The following is a 22,124-nucleotide window of genomic DNA, read 5'->3' on the forward strand; positions in this document are numbered from 1 at the left end:
CCTGTTTGAGCGGTCATCTAGTTATGGGCGCTATGTCTTTCCGCCGTCTTGGTAGGAAAGCAGTGAGTTCTGCCGTTAGAGGTGACCGTGACTGACGCCAATACCACCAATGACACCGATACCACTTCAGACCAGGGTCTCGATTTCGACATGTTCTTCGGTGGCGGTGCTGCAGGCGCCCTGATGAGGCAGATTGACTGGCAACATACGCCGTTTGGCCTGCCACAGGAGTGGCCCCAGAGCCTCAGATCAGCCATCAGCATCTGTCTCGGTACGAATTTCCCGATCGCCATCTACTGGGGCCCAGAGCTTGCGCTTCTCTATAACGATGCCTGGAGCGACATTCCGGGCGAAAAACACCCGTGGGCGATGGGACGCCCGGGTCGCGAGGTGTGGCCGGAAATATGGGACGCAATCGGGCCGCTCTTCGAGGCGGTCCAGCGGACAGGCGAGGGCGTGTGGCAGGAAGACCAGCTCCTGCCGATGAACCGTCACGGTTACACCGAGGAATGTTACTTCAACTTCACCTTCAGTCCTATTCGCGGCGAAAACGGCACGGTCGAAGGTATCTTTAATGCCGTTGTCGAAACCACCTACAGGGTTATCGAGGAGCGCCGGGAAAAGACCCTGCGCGAGCTTGCCGAGCGTATTGCGTCGGCCCGATCGGAAGAAGACGTTATGACGCTCGCGGCGCAAGTCCTGGGAAACCGGCCCGAAGACGTGCCCTTCTGCCTGTTTTACCGGCTGAAGGCGGACGGCTCGCAAGCGGAACTGGTTGCAAGGGCCGGCCTGGATGTCGAAGCCTACGCGCCCTCGGCTATTGCCGCCGGCGATAACGCCGCACTTTGGTCGATAGACAGGCTGGTTGCGAGCGAAGTCCCTGTTATCGTCGATAACGTCAACGACCTTTTCAGAAACAAGCCGGCAAGCCGCGCCTGGCCGGAAGCGGTCGAGCGGGCTCTGATGATACCGATCGGCGTGAATGCCAGCGCCCACGCCCCATTCGGTTTTCTTACCTGCGGCATCAGCCCAAGACGCGAGCTCGATACCGAATATGTCTCTTTCCTGGGGCGTGCCGCGGCGCATGTGAGTACTGCCCTTGCCAACGCTCGTGCCTACGAGGAGGAACGGCGCAAAGCCGAGGCTCTTGCAGAGATCGACAGAGCCAAGACGGCCTTCTTTTCGAACGTCAGTCATGAATTCCGCACGCCGCTGACACTCATGCTCGGGCCGATAGAGGATGCACTTGCCGACCGCGACAATCTGATCCCGCGCGAGCGCGAACGGATCGAGGTGATCCACAGGAACGGGCTGCGTCTCCTGAAGCTCGTAAACACCCTCCTGGACTTTTCACGGATCGAAGCCGGCCGGACCCAGGCAAATGTCGAGCCAACGGATCTGGCCGTTCTGACGCGGGAGCTCGCGAGCAACTTCCGCTCTGCGATCGAGAAGGCTGGTCTGACCTTCAGCGTAAACTGCGCGCCGCTCTCCCGGGCAGCAAATGTCGATCGCGAGATGTGGGAAAAGATCGTTCTCAATCTCCTTTCAAATGCGTTCAAGTTCACCTTTGAAGGCGAAATCGCCGTTGAACTTTCCGAAGCCAGTGGCAATGCGATATTGCGCGTGCGCGATACGGGAACTGGAATACCCGAGGAGGAGCTTCCGCGTCTTTTCGAGCGTTTTCATCGGGTTGAGGGAGCTCATGGCCGTTCGATCGAGGGATCGGGGATCGGGCTTGCTCTTGTCCAGGAACTGGCACGCTTTCACGGCGGAGACGTTCGAGCCGAGAGCGAACTCGGCAAGGGAACCGAGTTCATCGTGACCATTCCGCTCGACGATCCACGGCAGAGCGCGTCCGACGCCTTACAAGAGCGGCCGATCGCGCTGACGGCGGTGCGTGCCGACTCCTACGTGCAGGAGGCGCTGCGGTGGCTTCCGGAGGAAGAGAGCAACGGCCCCGACGTCGCCGCCCACGAACCTGAACCAGAACCGGCAACGGCCACCGGCACATCGTCGATCAGGATCGTTCTGGCCGATGACAACGCAGACATGCGCTCCTATGTGCGGCGCCTGCTGTCTGCACAATATCAGGTCGATGCCGTCGAGGACGGACAAGCCGCGCTGTCGGCCATACGCCGGGAGCGTCCCGATCTCGTCCTGACCGACATCATGATGCCACGGCTCGATGGCTTCGGCCTGATCAGGGAGATCAGGAATGACCCCACGCTTCGTGATCTTCCGGTCATCGCCTTCTCCGCGAGGGCAGGTGAGGAAGCCCGTGTGGAGGGCCTCGATGCAGGAGCTGACGATTACCTCGTCAAACCATTTTCAGCCAGAGAACTTGTCGCCACCGTCCAGTCAAATCTCGAACTCTCCAGACTGCGTCGGGAGACCACTGCAGCCCTTCGCGAAAGCGAGGCGCGCTTTCGAAACATGGCCGATCATGCGCCCGTCATGATGTGGGTGACCGACGAGGAGGCGGCGTGTACCTACCTGAACCGAATATGGTACGAGTTCACCGGTCAGACGGAGGCAGATGGGCTTGGGTTCGGCTGGCTACGAGCGACCCATCCCGATGACGTGGCGCAAGCGGAGCGGATTTTCCTGGACGCTAACCTGCGACGCGAGCCCTTTCGGTTCGAATACAGGCTGCGGCGGGCCGATGGCGAATATCGCTGGGCGCTTGATGCCGGCGCCCCCCGCTTTGGCGAGGACGGGTCTTTCCTCGGGTTCGTCGGATCCGTCATCGACATTACCGATCGGAAACGGACGGAGGGTTTGCAGGCCGCGCAGGCACGGTTGCTGGAGGCGGCAATGCAGGACGTGCCGTTGCAGGGGTTGCTGGAGAGCCTTGTCACCATGGTGGAAGGTCTTTCTTCCCATGGCGTTATCGCCTCAATCCTGCTCACGGATCCTGATCGACGCCGGCTTTGCCACTGCGCGGCGCCAAATTTGCCGGCGGATTTCAACGACGCTGTCGATGGCATCGAGATCGGTCCGAACGTTGGTTCATGCGGCGCCGCGGCCTATCGTAAAGAGGCGGTTTACGTCAACGATATCGCCAACGATCCTTTATGGGCCGACTATCGCGATCTCGCTTTGTCACACGGTCTGCGCGCCTGCTGGTCGGCGCCGATCCTGTCGACCGAGGGAGAGGTCCTCGGCACATTCGCGCTCTACTACCCCCATGCGCTGGAAGCCCCGTCATCGGACCGCGATCTGCTTGATCTCGTCGCGGGATCGGCTGCGCTCATCATCGAGCGGCGCAACGCGCAGGAGGCGCTCAGACAGCAGACGAGACGGCTTGAGGCCCTCAACCGGACCGGTGAAGCCCTTGCCGGCGAGCTGGACCTCGAGCGCCTCGTACAGACGGTCACGGATGCCGGCGTCGAGCTGACCGGCGCCCAGTTTGGCGCCTTCTTCTACAACGTCGTTGATAATGCCGGCGAGAGCTACATGCTCTATACCCTGTCGGGTGTGCCCCGCGAGGCATTCTCCAAGTTCCCGATGCCGCGAAACACGAAGGTCTTTGCGCCGACATTCGGGGGGGAGGGGATCGTGCGATCGGACGACATCATGGCCGATCCCCGGTACGGACAAAGCGCGCCGCACCATGGGATGCCGAAGGGACATTTGCCGGTCAGGAGCTATCTTGCCGTGCCGATTACCCTTGGCAGCGGCGAGGTGATTGGAGGACTGTTCTTCGGCCATCCGGATACGGGCAAGTTCACCGCACATCACGAAACACTGATGGGCGGCATTGCCGGACAAGCTGCGATCGCCTTTGACAATGCAAGGCTGTTCCGCACGGCCCAGACGGAGATCGATCAGCGTCGGGCGGCAGAAGAAAAGCTCAGTCTCCTGAATGCGCATCTTGAGGAACAGGTGGCCGAGGAGATCGCGCGGCGCGCCGAAACCGAGCAGGCTCTTCGCCAGGCTCAGAAGATGGAGGCGATCGGCCAGCTCACGGGCGGCGTTGCCCATGATTTCAATAACCTCCTGCAGGTGATCGCGGGCAATCTCCAGCTCTTGTCAAAGGATTTGGTGGGTCACGAGCACGCAAGGCGGCGGATTACAAACGCCCTGGCAGGCGTCGAGCGGGGCGCAAAGCTCGCCAGCCAGCTCCTGGCCTTCGGCCGAAAACAGGCGCTCGAGCCGAGGGTTGTCAATATTGGTCATTTTGTCTCCGGCATCGAAGACATGTTGAGGCGCACCCTGGGCGAGGGGATCGAAATCGAGACCATTCGTGGCGGGGGGCTTTGGAATGTTTCGGTCGATCCGACCCAGATCGAAAACGCCATCCTCAATCTCGCGATCAATGCCCGCGATGCCATGGAAGGGCAGGGGAAGTTGACCATCGAGGTCGGCAATGCATTCCTGGACGACAACTACGCACGCCTCCAGAGCGACGTTAAGGCGGGCCAGTACGTCATGCTTGCCGTGACCGATACCGGCTCCGGCATGCCCGCAGAGATCATAGACCAGGTCTTCGAGCCGTTCTTTTCCACGAAACCGGTTGGAAGGGGAACCGGGCTCGGACTGTCCATGGTCTACGGCTTCGTCAAGCAGTCCGCTGGCCACATCAAGATCTATAGCGAAGTCGGGCACGGAACGACGATCAAGCTCTATTTCCCGCGGGTCCATCAGCAGGAAGATCAACTCGCAGGCTCTGACACCGGGCCGGTGACCGGCGGGTCGGAAACCATCCTCGTCGCCGAAGACGACGAACAGGTTCGCGATACCGTTGTCGAGATGTTGGTCGATCTCGGTTACCGCGTCCTGAAGGCCAAAGACGCCGCCGCAGCGCTGACGATCATCGAAAGCGGCATCCACATCGATCTTCTCTTCACCGACGTGGTGATGCCTGGCGCGCTAAAGAGCGCGGACGTGGCAAGACAGGCGAAGGTGCGCCAGCCGCACCTCGCCGTGCTCTTTACCAGCGGATACACCGAGAACTCGATCGTCCATGGTGGAAAGCTCGACGCCGGCGTCGAACTTTTGTCCAAGCCTTACACGCGTGATGCGCTTGCCAGAAAGCTGCGTCACGTACTGAGTAACCAGAAGCAGCGTTCAACTTCGACAGTCAATCCCGCCCCGGCTCAGCTTGTGTCGGCCTCGCCCGAAGAGGCGTCGCGTCTGCGGGTCCTCGCTGTTGAGGACGATGCTCTGATACGTATGAACACGGTCGATATGCTGGAGGAGCTGCAGCATGAGGTTCTGGAAGCGAACTCCGGCGCGGAGGCTCTGGCGATCTTGGAGAAAGAGAAGGTGGACATCTTGCTGACGGATCTCGGCCTTCCGGGCATGTCCGGCGAAGAGTTGGGTGCTCGCGTGCGCGAGAGATGGCCGCAGGTCGCGATCGTCTTTGCCACAGGAAGGGATAAGGCGCCTGATCTTCCAGGTCCGTCGACGGCTACCTTGCTCAGGAAACCGTTCCGCGTGGAGGATCTGCGGCAGGCACTCGCACGCGTTTCCAAGCAGTCGCGTCAAGTCTGAGGGGAGCTCTTTGAGTGAGTGGTCAGGCGCCACCGATTGCCTGGAGCGGTAGCGATGAGTATCTTCTCATGATGGCTTATCTAGGACCGCATCGAACAGCTCTGGACGCCCTCGGCCAATGCTCGCCTGCCCGCCACTCACGAGCACGATCGGAATGGAAGAAAGAGCGGCATCCCTGCGCATCGCCTGAGCAAGCTCGAGGCCGGTCATCAGTGGCATCATGAAGTCAGTGATGACAAGGGCTGGCAAATTCTCCCGCGCGAGGGCCAGCGCCGCCTTGCCATGGGCTGCTTAGGCGACGTCGTAACCGGCGTCCTCGAGCATCATCGCCAGGACGTCGGCGATCAGGTGTTCGTCCTCGGCTGTGGCGATCAGCGGCATTCGTGTTCATGTTCCCTATCATAACACGAGAAGCCAGTCGCGGCTCTCGCCGGTTAAAGTGCTGCTCGAACTTCCATCCCCTTCGCCCGAAGCTGAGCTCGTCGATGACCGTTTCGAGTGGCCGGTCGCGAATTCGCCAGATAGTCGAGGAGGCTCGAGACTTCCGGGCGCAGCTCACGCGTCGGTTCGAACAGATCACGCGATGTGCAGGTCGCAGTGGTTGTAACGTTCGGCGCATGCAGTTCGTTCACCGGGGCTGGGAAGATTCAAGCCGGGCGGCTGAACAGCGCTTACCCAAAACCCGCGCCACATCATCAAAAGGAGGCGCGCCAGGGTGAGGTGCAGGCTCCAAGAAGCTCAGATGCCGGAACCGGTACCAAACGGCTAAGGCAGACAGTAGAGTCACAGAGGGCGTGTCTTCGCGAGTCAATTCGGCTGATCCTCGCAGGCCCGCAACCGGCTGGACGGATGTGAACTAGGGCGGCATGGCATAGTTCGAGCATTGTGGTGGGAGATGCGGATGATCTCATAATCAGCCTGCCTGGTCACTTCCAGCTGCCTTATTTCATTCCAGGATACTGCGCGGCTGCCGAAAGGGTCGCGAGGCTCTTGTAAGCCGTTGTTTCTGGTCGGGCGCCGGTGCGCACAGCGGTCATATGCGTCGCTGCGAAGCTTCTGCGCTGAAAACTCTGTCATCATTTGAGCGAGAATGAATACCCGCAAGGTCTGCCTGCTTGCCAGGAAGGACGGGTCTGGGAAAAGGAGAGAATATAAAATCCAGCGATTGAAGCTCTGTCCGAAAATTCGAGGGGCAATTTTTCGGCGCGAGGCTGGAGGTTCCTAAGCCCTCCCTTCTGCAGCGTATAGTGGCAGAATGCATCGACAGAAACGGAGATCAGTATAGTCCGCGATGTACCTGTGATGATTTTGTAGGAACGACTGGTTTCCAAAGATTGCCCCGCCACATCAATGCGGTCTTTGAGGTGAAAAGTTTCGAGCGGCTCGGCGCGCACGCTGATCGGCTGGGCGACGGTCAATGCGCCCAGCAATACCCAATTGCATTTCGACATAATGTCTCCCCGTGCGTATATTCAAGACAAACAGCAAGGGAAAACGTCAGCTCCATCACTATGTAGTACCTTGATAGATTGATGCCTTAGCAAAAAGGTTGAACACTCAGGAGGTGATCCATAGCGCGACGCCTCCTGTCACAAATGCTCGCGAGAAGCGCGTTATCGGTTTCCGCTGAAGCGCGGTTGGCCTGGCGTGCTTTGACAATCACCGTCTGAGTGACAAGCATCCGGGTTATCTTGTCGACCCTGTTTTCGGCGAACCTTAGATCTTTCTTTTGGCGACGGTGATTTTTCGCCTGCTTGATTGCTGAGAAAGCCATCTGACTGCGTTCATTCATTGAACGACCTCCTGCTTTGACTGGAAGAAAGGATGAGTTGGCGATGCGTTTCTGAACACGCGGACCAGGCCCCACGTGCGATCACTTCCATCGGTTCCTGGGGAGCATCTTGGCCTGATCCTCAATACCAAGATCAGCAATAGGCGTTAGCGGAGTTGCGCGCTTCCGAGTTTAACGATCTCGATCAAATCGCTCAACCGCTCGCCGCCGCTACTCTGATATTCTTCAAAGGTAGGGGTGCTGAGGGTGGCACCGGCGAGCGTCCATATGTGATTGTCGTGCACTGCCTTTGCGCCATAGCCCAAATTCGATCAAAGAGCAGCCGATCTAGCTCGTTATCCGGCATATTGTCCACGCCGGTTGCTGGATCGAAGGTGAAGTTGCTCCGCTATGAGTAGCCGAGCAAGTGAACTCGGCCGAATAACTGCCCTGACCTTTTTTTGCTCACGCCGAAACATCTTAGCGCTCGTGCACGTTTGGCTCAGATCATAGGTATGGTAACGGCAAGGATGGCAGCTAGCGCAGCTGTAAGGACCGATGTCTCGATGAGAAACATCGCGATTTGCCTTCCCGTAAGGCCTGGAAAATAATATTGCATGATTTTCTTCCGCTAAAAAATTATTCTACAGATGCACCATATCACCGTTTATCGAAAAATATTTTTTTATTTTTGTGAATGCTAAAGTTTTTTGGGAAACAGCCTGTTCCATCAAGACGCCGGTCGGTTGCCACCTCGGGGTCGGTCAATGGGGTTCGACGATATCGGCCATCCCACACTGCAGCCGCAGTCGCCCGAACGGGCCTTGAGGCTGCCTGATAGTGGCCGGCTTCGAGATGTCTTGATCGCGGATCATTGTCACATTGAACCCGTGAGTCCAAATCTCGGAGAGCCGGTACTTGATCTACCGTCGTTTCGCGCAAGCAGGGTTCAGTTAGAGATCCGTTCGTCCAAGCCGTGCTCCTTGAACAGCAAGGAAAGGCGCTGACGATTGCGGCAAACGCGTAGAAGAAGCAGCCTTATGGTCAAGCCTTCTGCGTGGAGCCCCGGCAGTTTTGTCGAGGGCCTTTCGGGGGCACCGTAAGGTCAATCGCCGGGTTCCACCGAGCCCGCCTTGGTAACTTGAAGAGCTCGGCAGCGGCCGAAATTTTAGGAACCGTCCTTCCCGCCAATAAACCCTACAACTATTGGATCAGGCGAGAGACCGTCTCAATCAGCTTTTTTTCGTTGTACGGTTTGTCCAATACGGCGTCGAAGACATCGGGATGAGCTCGACCAATGCTACCCTGAGCACCGCTTACCAGGATGATTGGAATACCTGCGAGATCTTTGTCCGACCTCATCGTCTGCGCCAGTTCGAGTCCCGTCATCAGCGGCATCATGAAGTCCGTCACCACCAGGGAAGGGCTCTTCTCCCGCACAAGCGCCAGCGCGGCCTTGCCGTGCGGAGCCGACGCAACCTCATATCCGGCGTCTTCCAGCATCATGACCAGAACTTCGGCGATGAGGTATTCGTCCTCTGCGATCACGATGAGTGGCATGCGGTTTATGCTTCCCTTTTAATGCTCTCGTTCGACCGGGGCTGCCACTCCCGTCGCCGCGCCGGAAACTGGTTCCAGCGGCTGCTGGATCAGCATCCCGTTCGAGCCAAACCCCACCTCATGAATGACCGGCTCGTAGGCTCTGTCCCTAACTTTGAGAACTGAAATGGTGCGCTTGAAGCGCGAATTGATCTCTACATGGCGCAGCATCACGAGATTATCCAGTAGGCTGGAGATTTCCGACCCCGGAGCCGTTACCGTCGGCCCGAAAAGGTCGCGCAGTTCCCATGTCGCAATTGTCGTAACGCCAAGCGCGCGCAGTTCGTTCGTGAGCGCGGCAAAAAATTCGACCAGCCGGGGCGGGTAAATGGCAGCTCGCTCGAAACCACCCAATCCATCCATGAGAAGGCGCTTTGTACCTTGCGCGCGCACCTCGTCGAGGAGCCGATGCCCGAGCTTGTCGAGCAGGTTTTCTGTCATTGGGCTCCAGATGACTTTGAGCGCTCCCGAGCTTACGGGGCCATTGAGATCGACGCCGAGCGCGCGAGCCTTGCTCATCAACCTCGCAGGCGTTTCATAGAACCCGAAATGCAAGGCCGGCTCGCTTTGGCTGGCCCGTGCCAGAAAATTAACGCCAAGCGAAGTCTTGCCGCAGCCGGAGGGGCCGAAAACGAGTGTCACCGAGCTATCCTGCAGCCCGCCGCCCATAACAGCGTCCAACCCTTCGGTTCCCGATGCGATGAGATCGGAAGACCCTTGATCGATGACACTGCTCGTTGCCAGTACCGCTTCAATTCGCGGATAGACGACGATACCCGCCGACGTGATTTCAAATTGGTGGTGACCACCAAGCGCAGCAGTGCCTCTCGACTTGCGTATCTGCAGGCGTCGCACCGAACGGACCCCGACCAGCTCGTTATGCAGGTCGATCACGCCGTCGACCATCGTATGCTCGGGACTGTCTTCGGCGACCCTGGTGCTTGTCAGAAACAAGACGGAACAGCCGACAAAGGCCGCCTGGCTTTGCACCTCTGCAATGAATGTCTTGACGTCGATGTCGGTCTCGCCTCGGTCTCGTGCGTTCAGGAGCCCGTCGAAAACGAGAAGGGTCGCGCCCTGACGGTTGATCTCCTGCCTGATGAGCTTGACGACAGCCGGCAAGCCCTCTTCCTTCAAGGTCTGGAAGACACTGATATAGGAGATACTCGTCCCGAGGCAGGCCCGGTCGAAAAAATCGAGCGTGCCGAGCGCCTGGAAAAGGCGATCATGGGTTTCGGCCAGAAGGGTGACGTAAAGTACTTTACGGCCGTTCGTGACGCTGGCGAAGGCCATCTGGTTGGCAAAGATCGTCTTGCCGGCGCCCGGATGGCCTTGAAGGATGTAGGAAGCACCTTCCACCAATCCTCCTCCGAGGATGGTGTCAAGGCCCGTGATTCCGGTGGTTAGTCGTGGAAGCGTATGTGTCAAAGCGACTGCCCTGTCTTGGTGGAAGGCGCACCGTAGGATCGTCACGTAATTTTGCAACTGGTTATCGCCTCAGGGCTACCATCATTGTTATAAGACGCTAAAGTTTCTCTGTTTCGTAATTCCAAACCATGGCCATGAGGCAATGACTGAATGCCAGCTCTCAACGACCAATCCCATCATCCAGATTTTGAAGGACGCTTCCTAGAGCTCGAGGAAAGCGTAAGGAATGCGCGCCCCGGTCATGATGCGGCAGCTTTCCTGGCCGCCATTGTGGAATCGTCCGAGGACGCCATTATCAGCAAGAGCCTGACAGGCATTATCACGACATGGAACAAGGCTGCGGAAAGACTGTTCGGCTACCCTGCGTCCGAGGCGGTTGGACAACCCGTGACCCTGTTGATCCCGGATGACCGGCTTGATGAAGAACCAAGTATCCTCGGACGCATCCGCGCCGGCGAGCGGATTGAGCATTTCGAGACCGTTCGGCGCCACAAGGACGGGTCCCTGATCGACATCTCGCTGACGATCTCACCGATCAGGAACCGTGAGGGCAAGATCATTGGCGCTTCGAAGATAGCCCGGGACATTTCCGAACGGCGACGGGCGGCGCAGCACCAGGATCTGCTGCTTCGCGAAATGCATCATAGGGTCAAGAACCTGTTTGCGATCACAAGCAGCATCATTACGGTCGCGGCTCGCAACGCCACGTCTGCAGCGGCGCTCGCCGCAGACATGCGGAACAGGCTGGTATCGCTTTCTCGTGCTCACGAGATGACGCTTCCAAGCTTTACGGGAGATGATGCTTTCCAAGAGCGCGCAATGACGCTTCTCCAGCTGCTGTCCACCATCCTCGAGCCGTTCTCCGAGGTGGGGGAGGGACGTTGGGCGCTGAAAGGGAGCGACTTCGAGATTGCCGCCAAGGACGTCACCAACTTCGCCCTTCTTTTTCACGAGCTTGCCTCCAATGCCGCAAAATATGGGGCCCTGTCGGTCCCTTATGGCCGGCTGGAGATCGAAGTCGATGTTACCGGCGAAGCATTAAAGCTCCGTTGGCTGGAAAAGAATGGGCCGGGGCAGTCGCCGGCTCCCACCCATGTCGGCTTCGGCACTCGGCTGGAGCAGACGGTAGCCCGCAGCCTGGCGGGAGAGATCGATCGGGAGTGGTTGCCGGACGGGCTTTGCTTAACCCTTTCCGTCAGGCTTGAGCAGCAGCCGTAAGAGCCGCTTGCTTTTCATCCAGCTTTTTCAGCAGGGAACCGAGACGATCATTGCCCTCCTGCGGAACGGCAAACGCTGGCAACCTGCGCATTTGACGCGAGGCCGCCTCGTTCGTGGCGTAATGGGCGATCAACTTGGCGAGTGCTTCAGCGGGTACGGTCATGCCACTATAACTTGATCAAGCGATGCTGGTTCCAAATGTCGGCACGAACCGTTCGCGGCGATCAAAGCAATCGTCCCTGCCAAGCGATCTGAAGTTCATGAGGTCGAGGAGTTTCGTGTCTGGTCTCGTACCTGTGCGATCGAATGGCCCTCGAAAACCTGCGACAATCAAGAAGAGAACCTGTTTCGACAGTGACGCCGACCCCGGCCCTTCAGACGCGATGTCGCAGCATTCGGGTCATGCGTCATCGGGCCACCCGTCCAGCATGGCATGACCACCATTGTCCGATCTTCGACTGCAATGGCCCATTCGTGCTCATCGAGGCTGGCTATCAGCAAAGGCAACCTGATGCGCATCATATTGGTCCCACGCGGTTTCGCGCAGGAACTTCGACGGCACGTCATTGTTCAAAGCCTAAACATCAAAGAGGCCATGATGAACACGCACCCGCGCAAGAATTCCACCTTCCTGACGGCCGCTGCCGTTATCGCAGTCCTGCAGCCCGCCATCGGCCACACGCAGACGATGGAAAATCTCGCCAACAAGGCGAGGAAGCTCGTCGCGCCGATCACGGGCAAGACCGATGATCGTCTCGAGACAGTTGCAACCTTCGACCATCAGGTGACCGGCGTCACCGTTTCGCAAGATGGACGCATCTTCGTCAACTTCCCGCGCTGGTCGCAGGACGTGCCCGTTTCCGTCGCAGAGGTCATGAAGGATGGTTCTATCAAGCCGTACCCGAACAAGGAATGGAATGCCTGGCGAAACGCCAGGATGAACGAGATCTCGCCGAAAGATCACTTCGTCACCGTCCAAAGCGTCGTCACCGACAACAGGGGCTCGCTTTGGGTCGTTGACCCGGCGGCACCAAACAGCGAGAAAACCGTCAAGGACGGCCCGAAGCTCGTGCAGATCGATCTCGGGTCGAACGCAGTCAAGCGCGTCTACCCCTTTACCCCGGACGTCGCCGGGCCGGCAAGCTATCTCAATGACGTCCGCATCGCCTCTGACGGCGCATTCGCCTACATTACCGATTCCGGCTCGCCAGGCGGCCTGGTCGTTCTCGATCTCATTTCGGGCAAGGCGTGGCGGGCACTCAGCGACGATCCCTCGACGCAGTTCGAAAAAGAGGTCGTCATCCACACCGACGGCAAGCCGCTGCGCCGACCGGATGGACGCCAGCCACAGTTCAACGCCGACGGGATTGCCCTTTCCAAGGACGACAGGACGCTCTACTTCCAGGCGCTGACGGGCAAGACGATGTACAAGGTTTCGACAGATGCCCTTGAGAAGGCAGCAACCGATCCTGCCGCAGTCAAAGCGGAGAAATTCGCAGATACCGAGCCGACCGACGGTCTTTGGATCGACGATCAGAATCGCATTTATCTCAGTACGATGGAGAATAATGGGGTGAAGGTTCTCGGCCCGGACGGCAAGGTCACGCCCTTCCTGGAAGACAGCCGGCTGCGCTGGCCAGATACATTCGCGCAGGGCTCGGATGGTGCGCTCTACATCACGGCCTCCCACATCCAGGATTCGCCCTGGTTCAACGAGGGCTGGACCGACACGTCGTTCACGCTGTTCAAGTTCGCCCCTCCGAAGTGAGGCTGGTTGGTCTGGGAAAACGGGTTGGCGGCAGCAGCAAGACGTGTTGCCGCCTATCGATTGCCTCTGCGTCGCCCACATCATCCTTCTGTCGTTTGACTTGAAATAAGGCGGCGGATCAAGGCAACGTTACGGCCAAGCCCAGCCTTTCGTCCCCCCGGCTATCGAATGCTCTCGGCAAAGGCTCGGTTGCAATCCCGTGCGAGGCCAGCGGCCGTCAGTCAGCAATGGGCGTTAGCGACGCTGCCCCTGAAAATGCTGCTTTGCGGTGGCGATGGCGATCTCCAGCATTTCCTTTATGCTTCGCGCTTTCGCCAGAATGTCTTCGACCTCTTTCGCATCCAGGGGCAAGCAAGCAGGTCTGTTATCATTGGCGGCCATTTCGGCATCCCGAGATCCAAGAAAGTCGAAAGGCTAGGCCACCCCGCTTAACGGACCGTTACGATGCGATGGGGAACGCACGCATACGTGACCGTTAATGGACGGTTTCGACCATGGACGGCACGGGGCGGACGTCGACAAGGTTCCTGCCGAACGGATTGATGGCAACCAATACGGCCAAGATCGCCAATGCGGACGCGGCAAACAGTTTTCGATGAATGCTCATGTTGTCCTACCCTGAGGTAACCGATCGTGCGCTATATCAAAGAAAATTTGACAGATCGTTTAGGCAGCAACGCAATCACGACGGTTTGCGTGACGGATTTCCTGAAATCGTTCTGTCCGCCAATCAATTTCCTTCGCGCCGAATTGTTCCGGGCTTTGATGTCGAACCGAGGAAAAGATCAGAGTGAAAGACCTTGCCCGAGATGTGAGGAACAACAACGACGGGTCTAGGATCAGACAGCCGAAGTGATATCCATGGATTGGGCTCTTGAAATCATCCGCAAGCTGGATCGTTCCTGATGGCCCGCTCAAGCCTACCACCACCAACACGATTTTGAATCGATCGACACGTCTTCTGGTTTCTCCCGGGTTTGGTACTGTCTTGAGAGACACCCGTTTCGGCGCAACCATCAAGGCGAAGCGGTCGAGCGGAAATCAGGTCGCGCTGGCAAGCGCAACAGTCCATCTCCGTCTGACGGCGTCGGGAGAATCTCAGCCGGATCCGCCGACTTCGGTCGTCTCCATCGGTCTATCGCTGTCGACGCCGCGACGCCGGTCGATCCAATCCATGACCGGTGTGACGGCAATGCCGTGCACCACGATGGAAATCAAGATGATGACGAACACCGTCGCCCATACCACCTCAGCTTTGTCGAAGGACGCATGCCCGGACGCGTAGGCGACATAATAGATGGACCCGATGCCGCGAATGCCGAACACTGACACGATAAGCTTTTCAGCCTGAGGGCGTTCACAGCCGATAAGGCTCGTCCAGGCTGCCACCGGCCGGACGATGGCAAGCGCGACGACGGCGACGGTGACGATGCGCCAGTCGACATGGGCAAGGAGCGTGCCCTCTGCGAGGACGGAGCCGAAGCACACCAGGAGGACCATGGTCAGCATCCGCTCGATTTGTTCACCGAAGTCGTGGAGTTCGCCGTGAAAGTCGCTATTGCGCTCGACGTTGCGTAGGGTCAGCGCCGCTACGAAGACGGCGACAAAGCCGTAGCCATGCACGATCTCAGTTGCGCCATAAGCAATGCAGGTAAATCCAAGCGCCGCCAGGCCGTCACCCGTCCTGGCGATACGGCCCGCCTTCGGCAATTTGAACGTGAAGTAGCCGAGGACCCTGCCGACAATCCAGCCCATGGCGATGCCCGATGCAAGCTTCCACAAGACGTCGAACAAGAACCAGTGGGCGGTCCACCCGAATGGGCTGTCGCCGGCCGAGGCAAGTGCGACCGCCGCCAGCACGAAGGGAAAACTGAGACCATCGTTGAGGCCGGCTTCCGATGTCAAAGCAAAGCGGATGTCGTCTTCCTCGCCGGTCTTGGGAGGCCCGACCTGGATATCGGCGGCGAGCACGGGATCGGTCGGCGCGACAGCGGCACCCAGAAGCAGGGCCGACGCCGCGTTCAGGCCGAGGAACTGCCAACCGAGAAACGAGATCGCAGCGATGGAGATCGGCATGGCTATTCCAAGCAGCCGCCAGGTTGTCGCCCAGCGATGGAGGCCGAGCGGCCGATCGATCTTCAGGCCCGCGCCCATCAAGGCCACGATGACGACGAACTCCGTCAGATGCTCGGTGATTGCGCCATTGTCGAGCGGGTTCATCCTCGGAAGGGGCGTGAGAGGCGACCATGCCAACAGGACGCCGATCGCGACACAGCAGATCGGTAGCGACAATGGCAGACGCCGCAACGCCATCGGCAGCCATGCGGTCAGGAGGATGACGGCGCCGAGAATGAAGAGCGTGACGACATAGGTATTCAAATCCTACTTCTCTCTCGCCTGCTTCAGGCGCGATCCGACCGTAACCTGCCTGCCGTCCTGCTTTGCAAGAACGGCCTCTTGCAACGCGCGGGCGGCATTGCGGACTTCCTCCTGCATCGACTGCTCCTTATCGAAGGCCGGATGGCTGGTCGCGTAGGGTTCCCAGTAGCCGATATAGCGATCGACTTCCGCCAGTGTCCCGGCTGGTTCTACTTCCATTGATTTCAGCCAGTCCGAGACGCCGCGTCGGACATTTTCGACGCCTTCGGTGTCGCCATGGACAATCACGGAAAAGAGACGCCCTTCGAGATGCCTGGGATAGTCCCATCCCTTCATCTCGATCTCCTTGGCTTCTTTTGCATGCTTTCCATGCGTCGTGGTCGGATCAGGGTTTCCCCCGTCCGCACAGACCAGCCGGTCGATCATCAGCTTCAGAGGCGAGGAGGTCTGGTACCAGTTCACCGGGGTGACGATCATGATGCCATGGGCTTCGACCCACATCGGATAGATGTCGTTCATCCAGTCATGGATCTGCCCGAGCGAGTAATTGGGATAGCAGGAACAAGGCCAGTGACAGAGTGCGGCCGACGTCGAGAAGCAGGCCTTGCAGGGATGGATCTGGCGACCGTATTCCGATGTGATCCGGCTCAGATCGAGCACCTCGACACTGCTTTGCGGGTTCTGCTCCAAAACCTTCTTGGCAATCTCGACCATGCGAAAGCTTTTCGATATTTCGCCAGGACAGGTATGTTCGCTGCGCGACGACCCGTTTATCAGCAGGAAACGGCGGGGGCCGTTCGCATCGTCATGGCGGTGCTGCGCTTCGCAAATAGCGTCGCGCGCCGCCAGCCAGTCTGTCGCAAGCTCGTAGGAAGGATTTGCAAATTCCGGCCCGGCCTTTTGCGTGCGAGGGCTCTTGCGCGAGTGCTCGTATGCGTCCCAGGCTGCCGCCGTGACCTTCTCGAGCTCCGCCTTTAGAGGCTCGAAGGCAGGATCTTGAAACTGGTTGCGAAAGCGCCTCTTGAACTCGTCCTCGTCCATGCGCGGGCTCGGGCTTCCTTTGCGGGGTTCGAGATCGGCTGGCGTTTGTTGCATCGGGCGGACCTTCGGTATGGCAGGTATCGGGCTGCCTGGACATCCAGGGGGCTCCAGCTAAAGTTCTGGGAACCGACGAAGTTCCGGACCGGCTGCCCTCAGGCTGCGAGAAACACTGCAAGTTCTCGCGCCACTGCCTCCGGATCCTCCCGCTGAGGGAAGTGGCCGACATTTTGCAGCAGGATCCGTTCGAACGCTCCTGTGAACTTCTCGTGCACGGTCTCAGACGTCGACAGTGGCGTAACGCCGTCCTCAATCCCATGAATGAAAATGGCGGGAAGCGACAGTGATTTCGTCGCCTTCACCTTTTCCTCGAGCCATAGGCTGCGCGCATCAGGCTCTGCCTCCTCCCAGCGGACACGATAACTGTGCAGAGTGACGCCGAGCCAGTCCGGGTTCTCGAAGGATTTCGCCACACGATCGAACGTCGCGTCGTCGAACCATCCGTCCGGCGCCCAGTTCTGCCACTGCAGACGGGCATATCCCTTCCGATCATTGTCGATGGCCGCAGCACCGCGCTTGGTCGCCATGAACCACTGGTACCAATAAAGCTGAGCTTGGCTGAAGGCCGGCGTCCGCAGTCCGCCCATGCGCGGCGTGGACGAAAGCAGGGCGATGCGATCGATCCTGTCTTGCCATCCGATCGCCAGGCATTCGGCGATATGCGATCCCCAGTCGTGGCCGACGACCGCGAATTTTTCGATGCCCAGTCCATCCATCAAGGCGATCGCATCCATGGCGAGGATCCCGCCATTCGCCGTTCTCGGCGCTTTGTCGTTTAGAAACGTCGTAGGCCCAAAGCCGCGCAGATATGGAATGACAAAACGAAGATGGCGGTCCTTCAGAAGATCCACGATCGCTTCCCAGGTCGTTGCGTCATCAGGCCAGCCGTGAAGCAGAAGTACCGGTTTTCCGGACCGAGCGCCCGTCTCTTTGAACGTTATGCGCAGGTCGTCTGTGTCGAGGTGGGGCATCGGGATCTCCTTTGCTCGACCAACTCGATCAGCATCGGTTGGTTCTTTGAAATGCTCGTTGCTTGGAACATTGGCGTTGAAGCGAAGTTCAGCAAGACCCATCGACCGGAGACGATGATGACAATCCGACTTCCCCGACCGTCACGACACGGGACGAATGCAGCGACCATCGTCTCGTTCGATCAACGCATCTTCCTGCCAAGGATGTCCCATGACCACGAAGATTAGACGCCGCTCGGTGCTCGCGGCCGCCTCCGCGGCTTTGGCGTCATCCGTCTTTCCAGCATTCGCCCAATCAAGCGCCAATCGATCAAAGGAGCCGATTATGTTGCAGGATCCGACGTCAAAGTATCCTAAGCCGCCATTCGAAAAACAGAAGCAGCCGTTCCCGGGCCTGGCGGGCAAGATGAACCCGAAGCCCGACCATGGCGAGAACGCCTACAAGGGATCGGGTCGTCTGGCCCGTCGCAAGGCGCTGATCACGGGTGGCGATTCCGGCATGGGCCGGGCCGCCGCGATCGCTTACGCCCGAGAGGGCGCCGATGTTGCGATCAATTACCTTCCCGACGAGGAGCCCGATGCCAAAGAGGTCATCGCCCTGATCGAGAAGGAAGGACGCAAAGCCGTTGCATTGCCCGGCGATCTTCGTGAGGAGGCATTCTGCACCAAGCTTGTCGAGGATGCTGCGGCCGCGCTCGGCGGTCTCGACGTCCTCGTCAGCAATGCGGGACGACAGCAACAGGCCGGCGCGCTCTCCGACATAACGAGCGAAGCGTTCGATGCCACCATGAAGACCAACATCTACGCCATGTTCTGGCTGACGAAGGCCGCGCTCAAGCATCTCAAGCCGGGATCGAACATCATCATCACGACGTCGGAGCAGGCCTACGATCCCTCCGAGGATCTGGTCGACTACGCAATGACCAAGGCTGCCGGCATGAACTTCACCAAATCGATGGCAAAGCAGCTCGGTCCGAAGGGCATCCGCGTCAACGGCGTGGCGCCGGGGCCGATCTGGACGCCGCTGCAGGTTTCTGGTGGGGCGACCATGGAGAAGCTGGAACAGTTCGGCGGCAAGACGCCGATGGGCCGTCCGGGACAGCCGGCCGAACTGGCGTCGATCTATGTGCAGTTGGCAGATCCGTCGGCGTCCTATGCGACGGGACAAGTCTACGGCTCGGCCGGCGGAAGTGGCCAGCCCTGAGAGACGCGGGACAAGAGATATTACTCCTGGAAGAGGATGACATGACATGAAAGCTTTGACCTGGCACGGCAAGCACGACATTCGCTGCGAAAGCGTTCCCGATCCTGTCATCGAGGATGGCCGCGACGCAATTATCAAGGTAACCGCCTGCGCGATCTGCGGATCGGATCTGCATCTTTACAACGGGGTGATGCCCGACATGCATAGCGGCGACGTCATGGGCCACGAGACCATGGGCGAGGTGGTCGAGGTCGGCAAGGACAACAGCAAGCTGAAGGTGGGTGACCGCGTCGTCGTGCCCTTCACCATTTCCTGCGGCGAATGCTTCTTTTGCAAGCGCGGCTTCTTTTCCGGCTGCGAGCGGTCCAACCCGAACCCGGAGAAAGTCACCAAGATGTGGGGCAACTCGCCGGCCGGCCTGTTCGGCTATACCCATCTGCTTGGCGGGTTCAGCGGCGGGCAGGCGGAATACCTGCGGGTGCCTTATGCCGATGTCGGCCCGATCAAGGTGCCGGACGGCCTGACGGACGAGCAGGTGCTGTTCCTGTCGGATATTTTTCCAACCGGCTATATGGCGGCCGATTTCTGCGACATTCAGCCGGGTGATACGATCGCGATCTGGGGTTGCGGGCCGGTGGGCCAGATGGCAATCAAGTCCGCGTTCATCCTCGGAGCTGAGCGTGTCATTGCAATCGACAGCGTGCCGGAGCGGCTGGCGCTTGCCCAAAAGTCCGGCGCCATGACGCTCGATTATCTCGAGGAAGATATCTATGACCGCATCATGGAACTGACACACGGTCGCGGCGCCGATGCCTGTATCGATGCGGTTGGCACCGAGTCCGATCCCTCCGCAAGCTGGGATGCCCGACTGGACCGTATCAAGGTGGCGACCTTCATGGGCACCGATCGGCCCCATGTGCTGCGCCAGGCCATCCATTGTTGCCGCAACTTCGGCACGGTATCGATCGTCGGTGTTTATGGCGGCTTCCTCGACAAGATCCCGATGGGATCGGCAATCAACCGCGGCCTGACCTTCAAAATGGCCCAGACCCCTGTCCAGCGCTACCTGCCGCTCCTGATGGAGCGGGTCCAGAAGGGCGAGATCGATCCATCCTTCATCATAACGCATACGGGGGGTCTGGAAGACGGGCCGGATCTCTACAAGACTTTCCTCGAGAAGAAGGATGGCTGCGTCAAAGTCGTTCTCAAGCCTTAACGGGGCAGACATGGCGACCGAATAGGTTCCGTGTCTGTTCAATCGGAGGCACAACTCTGCTGCCAGCCGCTTCCGTTTAATCGCGCGTTCGCAAGCTCGGGAGTGGACGATTGCCGATCACGGCACTGCGCTGTTGTGGAGGATCGCATGTCTTGACGCCTCCTCTGGGCTGACGTCGCCGTCGTTGCGGCGACGGAGCAGCGCGCTGATAACCGCGCTGTAATCGAGCGGCTTTTGAAGGACGATCTTGTCCTACGCCGACATATCCCAGGGATTGATCACAGTTGCGTCGATGTCCTCGAAGTCCTTGACGTTGCGTGTGACGAGGATCAGGTCGTGGATGATCGCGGTCGCGGCGAGCAGCCCATCAATATCGCCCCGCGGACGGATCGCTGCGATCCGACCCCATTCCACGGCGATCTGGTCAGTTACCGGCAGGATACGATCGCCGTGGTTCCGGCGTAGCTTGCGCAGCCACTTGAGAGGCGGCTCTCGGGTCAGACTTTTGTTCAGCGCGATGCCGCGCATGATTTCGCCTAGAGTCAAGGCGCTTACGTGGACGCTAAGCGGATCTACCGATCGTAACCAAGAGACTGCCTGCGGGTGCCGCGTCGCGCTTCCGAGACAATATTGGTCTCCAGCAGGTACATCAGAAGGCCACGTCGCGGCTGGGGCTCTTGGCGCGCGCCTCGACCGCATCAACGAGCTTGTCGTCCCACGCCGGACCGCCGAGTAGATCGTCAACGAGTGTGGGGCGGCCTGCGCGCAAGGTGTCATAGTCCCGCGTAGACAATACAACAGCGGTTCTTTCTCCACGGACTGTGATTTCCTGCGGACCTTCAAATCGCGCCTTTTGCACCACTTTTGAAAACTGGTTTTTCGCGTCCTGTAGCTGCCATTCCATGGTTGTTCTCCGAGTGAGCTAGCCTGTCTAGCCATTTAGTTGATTTCGGTGGCCAAAGAAGGTGGAAACGCCACGACTTCGTGGATTTTTCCGAGACGCGGCGCTTCATGGATACGAATATAGCAGGGATGGGATCTATCTGGCGCAGCGCATCGGTCGGCAGATGCAATTGCCACCTGATGATGCGCCACGCTGTGGATGCGTCACGCCAGGTCTAGCGACTGCTTGAGTTCGTCAATGCGCTTAGAGGCTTCCGCTTTCGTCAGATCCTCGCCGTAAGCGTCCGGTTGATGCGCCTGTTCCGATAGGGTCTTCAGATAAGAGCGCTGCGCACCAGTCATCGGCTCGTCGCCGCTGACCCATTCGTCCGGGTCCTTCTGCGTGTTGGACGACATATCGGTTTTCGGGTTGCCACTCATTACGATCTCCTTCAATTTGTTCTGCAAACGTTCTTTGGCAGCTGATGGTTCCCATGTCTGTTCAATCGCGGGACGCAACTCTGCTGCCAGCCGCTTCCGTTTGATCGCGTATTCGCAAGTTCGGGAGTGGACGATTGCCGATCATGGCGTTGCGCTCTTCTACCAGGGGCCAGGGGCCAGGGGCCAGGGACTGCCTTGATGCAATTGGATTATCCCGGAGACCGGTGCCTCAACGGGCGTTTTTACAAGGCTGCGCTTCGAACGGCAGGACGGCTTGCTCGCGGACCTCTTCGAACCGACTGTAAGACAGGACGTCAGATGGTCCCTGCCGACCTCGTCAGGCATGGAAGCTCCCGAACGGATGGCGGCTTGCCAAGCCGTTCCACGTTCCCACGCCTCGTTTCTAACCAAGAGCAAGGTCACAGGCTCGCCTTGTTTGCCGGAGGGCTTCAAACAGCACTGCCGCTTGTCGCGATCCGGATCGGCCGCACGTTTCTCCGGCACAGATGGTGTGCGAGCGGCCAGTCCTCATGCTTCGAGGTGAGCGAGATCGGACGTGAGCGCTCTAGATGTATTGTCGCCCATGCCTCGTTCGACGGGCTTCAGGGTCTCCACGTCTTGGTTGGTTAGCAGCTCTGCGAGGGCGTCTTTCG

The 22,124-nt window shown here is 59.0% G+C and carries 16 protein-coding genes and 4 pseudogenes; 6 read left to right on the plus strand and 14 right to left on the minus strand.

All coding sequences use genetic code 11. From position 1 onward, the window contains the following. Window positions 1-963: 963 nt before the first annotated feature. Window positions 964-3,249 (plus strand): annotated as a pseudogene (locus tag FHT93_RS35630) (response regulator); the annotation flags it as partial. Between the two features lie 21 nt (window positions 3,250-3,270). Next, window positions 3,271-5,496, plus strand: a pseudogene (locus FHT93_RS35635) (response regulator); the annotation flags it as partial. Window positions 5,497-6,572: 1,076 nt separating this feature from the next. On the opposite strand, the gene FHT93_RS20840 reads toward FHT93_RS35635, so the two are convergent. From FHT93_RS20840 to FHT93_RS20855, 4 genes are all read right to left on the minus strand, one after another. Beyond that, the gene (locus tag FHT93_RS20840; protein ID WP_112971381.1) at window positions 6,573-6,947 is read right to left on the minus strand and encodes a hypothetical protein; all 375 of its coding nucleotides are present in this window, start codon (window positions 6,945-6,947) and stop codon (window positions 6,573-6,575) included. Between the two features lie 86 nt (window positions 6,948-7,033). Beyond that, window positions 7,034-7,288: a hypothetical protein gene (locus FHT93_RS20845; RefSeq protein WP_183849204.1), complete on the minus strand. Its 255-nt coding sequence runs from the start codon at window positions 7,286-7,288 to the stop codon at window positions 7,034-7,036. A gap of 1,182 nt (window positions 7,289-8,470) precedes the next feature. Continuing rightward, the gene (locus FHT93_RS20850) at window positions 8,471-8,827 is read right to left on the minus strand and encodes a response regulator (RefSeq protein ID WP_112543669.1); all 357 of its coding nucleotides are present in this window, start codon (window positions 8,825-8,827) and stop codon (window positions 8,471-8,473) included. 18 nt (window positions 8,828-8,845) lie between these two features. Beyond that, the gene (locus tag FHT93_RS20855; RefSeq protein WP_183849206.1) at window positions 8,846-10,294 is read right to left on the minus strand and encodes an ATPase domain-containing protein; all 1,449 of its coding nucleotides are present in this window, start codon (window positions 10,292-10,294) and stop codon (window positions 8,846-8,848) included. Window positions 10,295-10,444: 150 nt separating this feature from the next. Between FHT93_RS20855 and FHT93_RS20860 the strand changes: the two genes are divergently transcribed. Continuing rightward, complete coding sequence (locus FHT93_RS20860) at window positions 10,445-11,512, plus strand: PAS domain S-box protein (protein WP_112971385.1); 1,068 nt, start codon at window positions 10,445-10,447, stop codon at window positions 11,510-11,512. On the opposite strand, the gene FHT93_RS20865 is transcribed toward FHT93_RS20860, so the two are convergent. Continuing rightward, window positions 11,490-11,675, minus strand: a complete 186-nt coding sequence (locus FHT93_RS20865; RefSeq protein WP_112543666.1) for a hypothetical protein — start codon at window positions 11,673-11,675, stop codon at window positions 11,490-11,492. The two genes, FHT93_RS20860 and FHT93_RS20865, sit on opposite strands and share 23 nt — an antisense overlap. A 435-nt stretch (window positions 11,676-12,110) precedes the next feature. On the opposite strand from FHT93_RS20865, the gene FHT93_RS20870 reads away from it, so the two are divergent. Beyond that, a complete protein-coding gene (locus FHT93_RS20870) occupies window positions 12,111-13,280 on the plus strand; it encodes a major royal jelly family protein (protein ID WP_246781668.1) in 1,170 nt (389 codons plus the stop codon). A 234-nt stretch (window positions 13,281-13,514) separates the two neighbouring features. Here FHT93_RS20870 and FHT93_RS20875 read toward each other — a convergent pair whose 3' ends face one another. The 5 genes from FHT93_RS20875 to FHT93_RS20890 form a co-directional block, all read right to left on the minus strand. Continuing rightward, entirely contained in the window at window positions 13,515-13,661 is a 147-nt protein-coding gene (locus FHT93_RS20875) for a hypothetical protein (RefSeq protein WP_162728617.1), read from the minus strand. Window positions 13,662-13,755: 94 nt separating this feature from the next. Continuing rightward, window positions 13,756-13,887, minus strand: coding sequence for a hypothetical protein (locus tag FHT93_RS35920; RefSeq protein ID WP_281413458.1), 132 nt, complete (start codon window positions 13,885-13,887; stop codon window positions 13,756-13,758). Between the two features lie 491 nt (window positions 13,888-14,378). Next, the gene (locus FHT93_RS20880) at window positions 14,379-15,659 is read right to left on the minus strand and encodes a cation:proton antiporter (protein WP_113212542.1); all 1,281 of its coding nucleotides are present in this window, start codon (window positions 15,657-15,659) and stop codon (window positions 14,379-14,381) included. A gap of 3 nt (window positions 15,660-15,662) precedes the next feature. After that, window positions 15,663-16,754: a flavodoxin family protein gene (locus FHT93_RS20885; RefSeq protein WP_112971388.1), complete on the minus strand. Its 1,092-nt coding sequence runs from the start codon at window positions 16,752-16,754 to the stop codon at window positions 15,663-15,665. 98 nt (window positions 16,755-16,852) lie between these two features. Beyond that, complete coding sequence (locus FHT93_RS20890; RefSeq protein WP_246781669.1) at window positions 16,853-17,830, minus strand: alpha/beta hydrolase; 978 nt, start codon at window positions 17,828-17,830, stop codon at window positions 16,853-16,855. A 223-nt stretch (window positions 17,831-18,053) separates the two neighbouring features. Between FHT93_RS20890 and FHT93_RS20895 the strand changes: the two genes are divergently transcribed. Next, window positions 18,054-18,932, plus strand: coding sequence for an SDR family oxidoreductase (locus FHT93_RS20895; protein ID WP_246781670.1), 879 nt, complete (start codon window positions 18,054-18,056; stop codon window positions 18,930-18,932). 46 nt (window positions 18,933-18,978) lie between these two features. Next, the gene (locus FHT93_RS20900; RefSeq protein ID WP_112543661.1) at window positions 18,979-20,148 is read left to right on the plus strand and encodes a zinc-dependent alcohol dehydrogenase; all 1,170 of its coding nucleotides are present in this window, start codon (window positions 18,979-18,981) and stop codon (window positions 20,146-20,148) included. 252 nt (window positions 20,149-20,400) lie between these two features. On the opposite strand, the pseudogene FHT93_RS20905 reads toward FHT93_RS20900, so the two are convergent. The 4 genes and pseudogenes from FHT93_RS20905 to FHT93_RS35640 form a co-directional block, all read right to left on the minus strand. Next, window positions 20,401-20,798 (minus strand): annotated as a pseudogene (locus tag FHT93_RS20905) (type II toxin-antitoxin system VapC family toxin). Beyond that, window positions 20,798-21,052 (minus strand): type II toxin-antitoxin system Phd/YefM family antitoxin, encoded by a 255-nt coding sequence (locus tag FHT93_RS20910; RefSeq protein WP_112971390.1) that lies wholly within the window; start codon window positions 21,050-21,052, stop codon window positions 20,798-20,800. Before FHT93_RS20910 ends, FHT93_RS20905 begins: the two are co-directional and overlap by 1 nt. A 203-nt stretch (window positions 21,053-21,255) precedes the next feature. After that, complete coding sequence (locus FHT93_RS20915) at window positions 21,256-21,471, minus strand: DUF3072 domain-containing protein (protein ID WP_112543659.1); 216 nt, start codon at window positions 21,469-21,471, stop codon at window positions 21,256-21,258. A 531-nt stretch (window positions 21,472-22,002) separates the two neighbouring features. Continuing rightward, window positions 22,003-22,122: pseudogene (locus tag FHT93_RS35640) on the minus strand (integrase); the annotation flags it as partial. Window positions 22,123-22,124 lie beyond the last annotated feature (2 nt).

The organism is Rhizobium sp. BK379 (assembly GCF_014193955.1).
GTDB lineage: Bacteria > Pseudomonadota > Alphaproteobacteria > Rhizobiales > Rhizobiaceae > Rhizobium.

Excerpts from the sequence above, each read along its gene's own strand:
- FHT93_RS20840 (WP_112971381.1), bottom strand. The coding sequence starts at position 6,947 with ATGTCGAAATGCAATTGGGTATTGCTGGGCGCATTGACCGTCGCCCAG.
- FHT93_RS20845 (WP_183849204.1), bottom strand. The coding sequence starts at position 7,288 with ATGAATGAACGCAGTCAGATGGCTTTCTCAGCAATCAAGCAGGCGAAA.
- FHT93_RS20850 (WP_112543669.1), bottom strand. The coding sequence starts at position 8,827 with ATGCCACTCATCGTGATCGCAGAGGACGAATACCTCATCGCCGAAGTT.
- FHT93_RS20860 (WP_112971385.1), top strand. The coding sequence starts at position 10,445 with ATGCCAGCTCTCAACGACCAATCCCATCATCCAGATTTTGAAGGACGC.
- FHT93_RS20865 (WP_112543666.1), bottom strand. The coding sequence starts at position 11,675 with ATGACCGTACCCGCTGAAGCACTCGCCAAGTTGATCGCCCATTACGCC.
- FHT93_RS20870 (WP_246781668.1), top strand. The coding sequence starts at position 12,111 with ATGAACACGCACCCGCGCAAGAATTCCACCTTCCTGACGGCCGCTGCC.
- FHT93_RS20875 (WP_162728617.1), bottom strand. The coding sequence starts at position 13,661 with ATGGCCGCCAATGATAACAGACCTGCTTGCTTGCCCCTGGATGCGAAA.
- FHT93_RS35920 (WP_281413458.1), bottom strand. The coding sequence starts at position 13,887 with ATGAGCATTCATCGAAAACTGTTTGCCGCGTCCGCATTGGCGATCTTG.
- FHT93_RS20885 (WP_112971388.1), bottom strand. The coding sequence starts at position 16,754 with ATGCAACAAACGCCAGCCGATCTCGAACCCCGCAAAGGAAGCCCGAGC.
- FHT93_RS20890 (WP_246781669.1), bottom strand. The coding sequence starts at position 17,830 with ATGGGTCTTGCTGAACTTCGCTTCAACGCCAATGTTCCAAGCAACGAG.
- FHT93_RS20895 (WP_246781670.1), top strand. The coding sequence starts at position 18,054 with ATGTTGCAGGATCCGACGTCAAAGTATCCTAAGCCGCCATTCGAAAAA.
- FHT93_RS20900 (WP_112543661.1), top strand. The coding sequence starts at position 18,979 with ATGAAAGCTTTGACCTGGCACGGCAAGCACGACATTCGCTGCGAAAGC.
- FHT93_RS20910 (WP_112971390.1), bottom strand. The coding sequence starts at position 21,052 with ATGGAATGGCAGCTACAGGACGCGAAAAACCAGTTTTCAAAAGTGGTG.
- FHT93_RS20915 (WP_112543659.1), bottom strand. The coding sequence starts at position 21,471 with ATGAGTGGCAACCCGAAAACCGATATGTCGTCCAACACGCAGAAGGAC.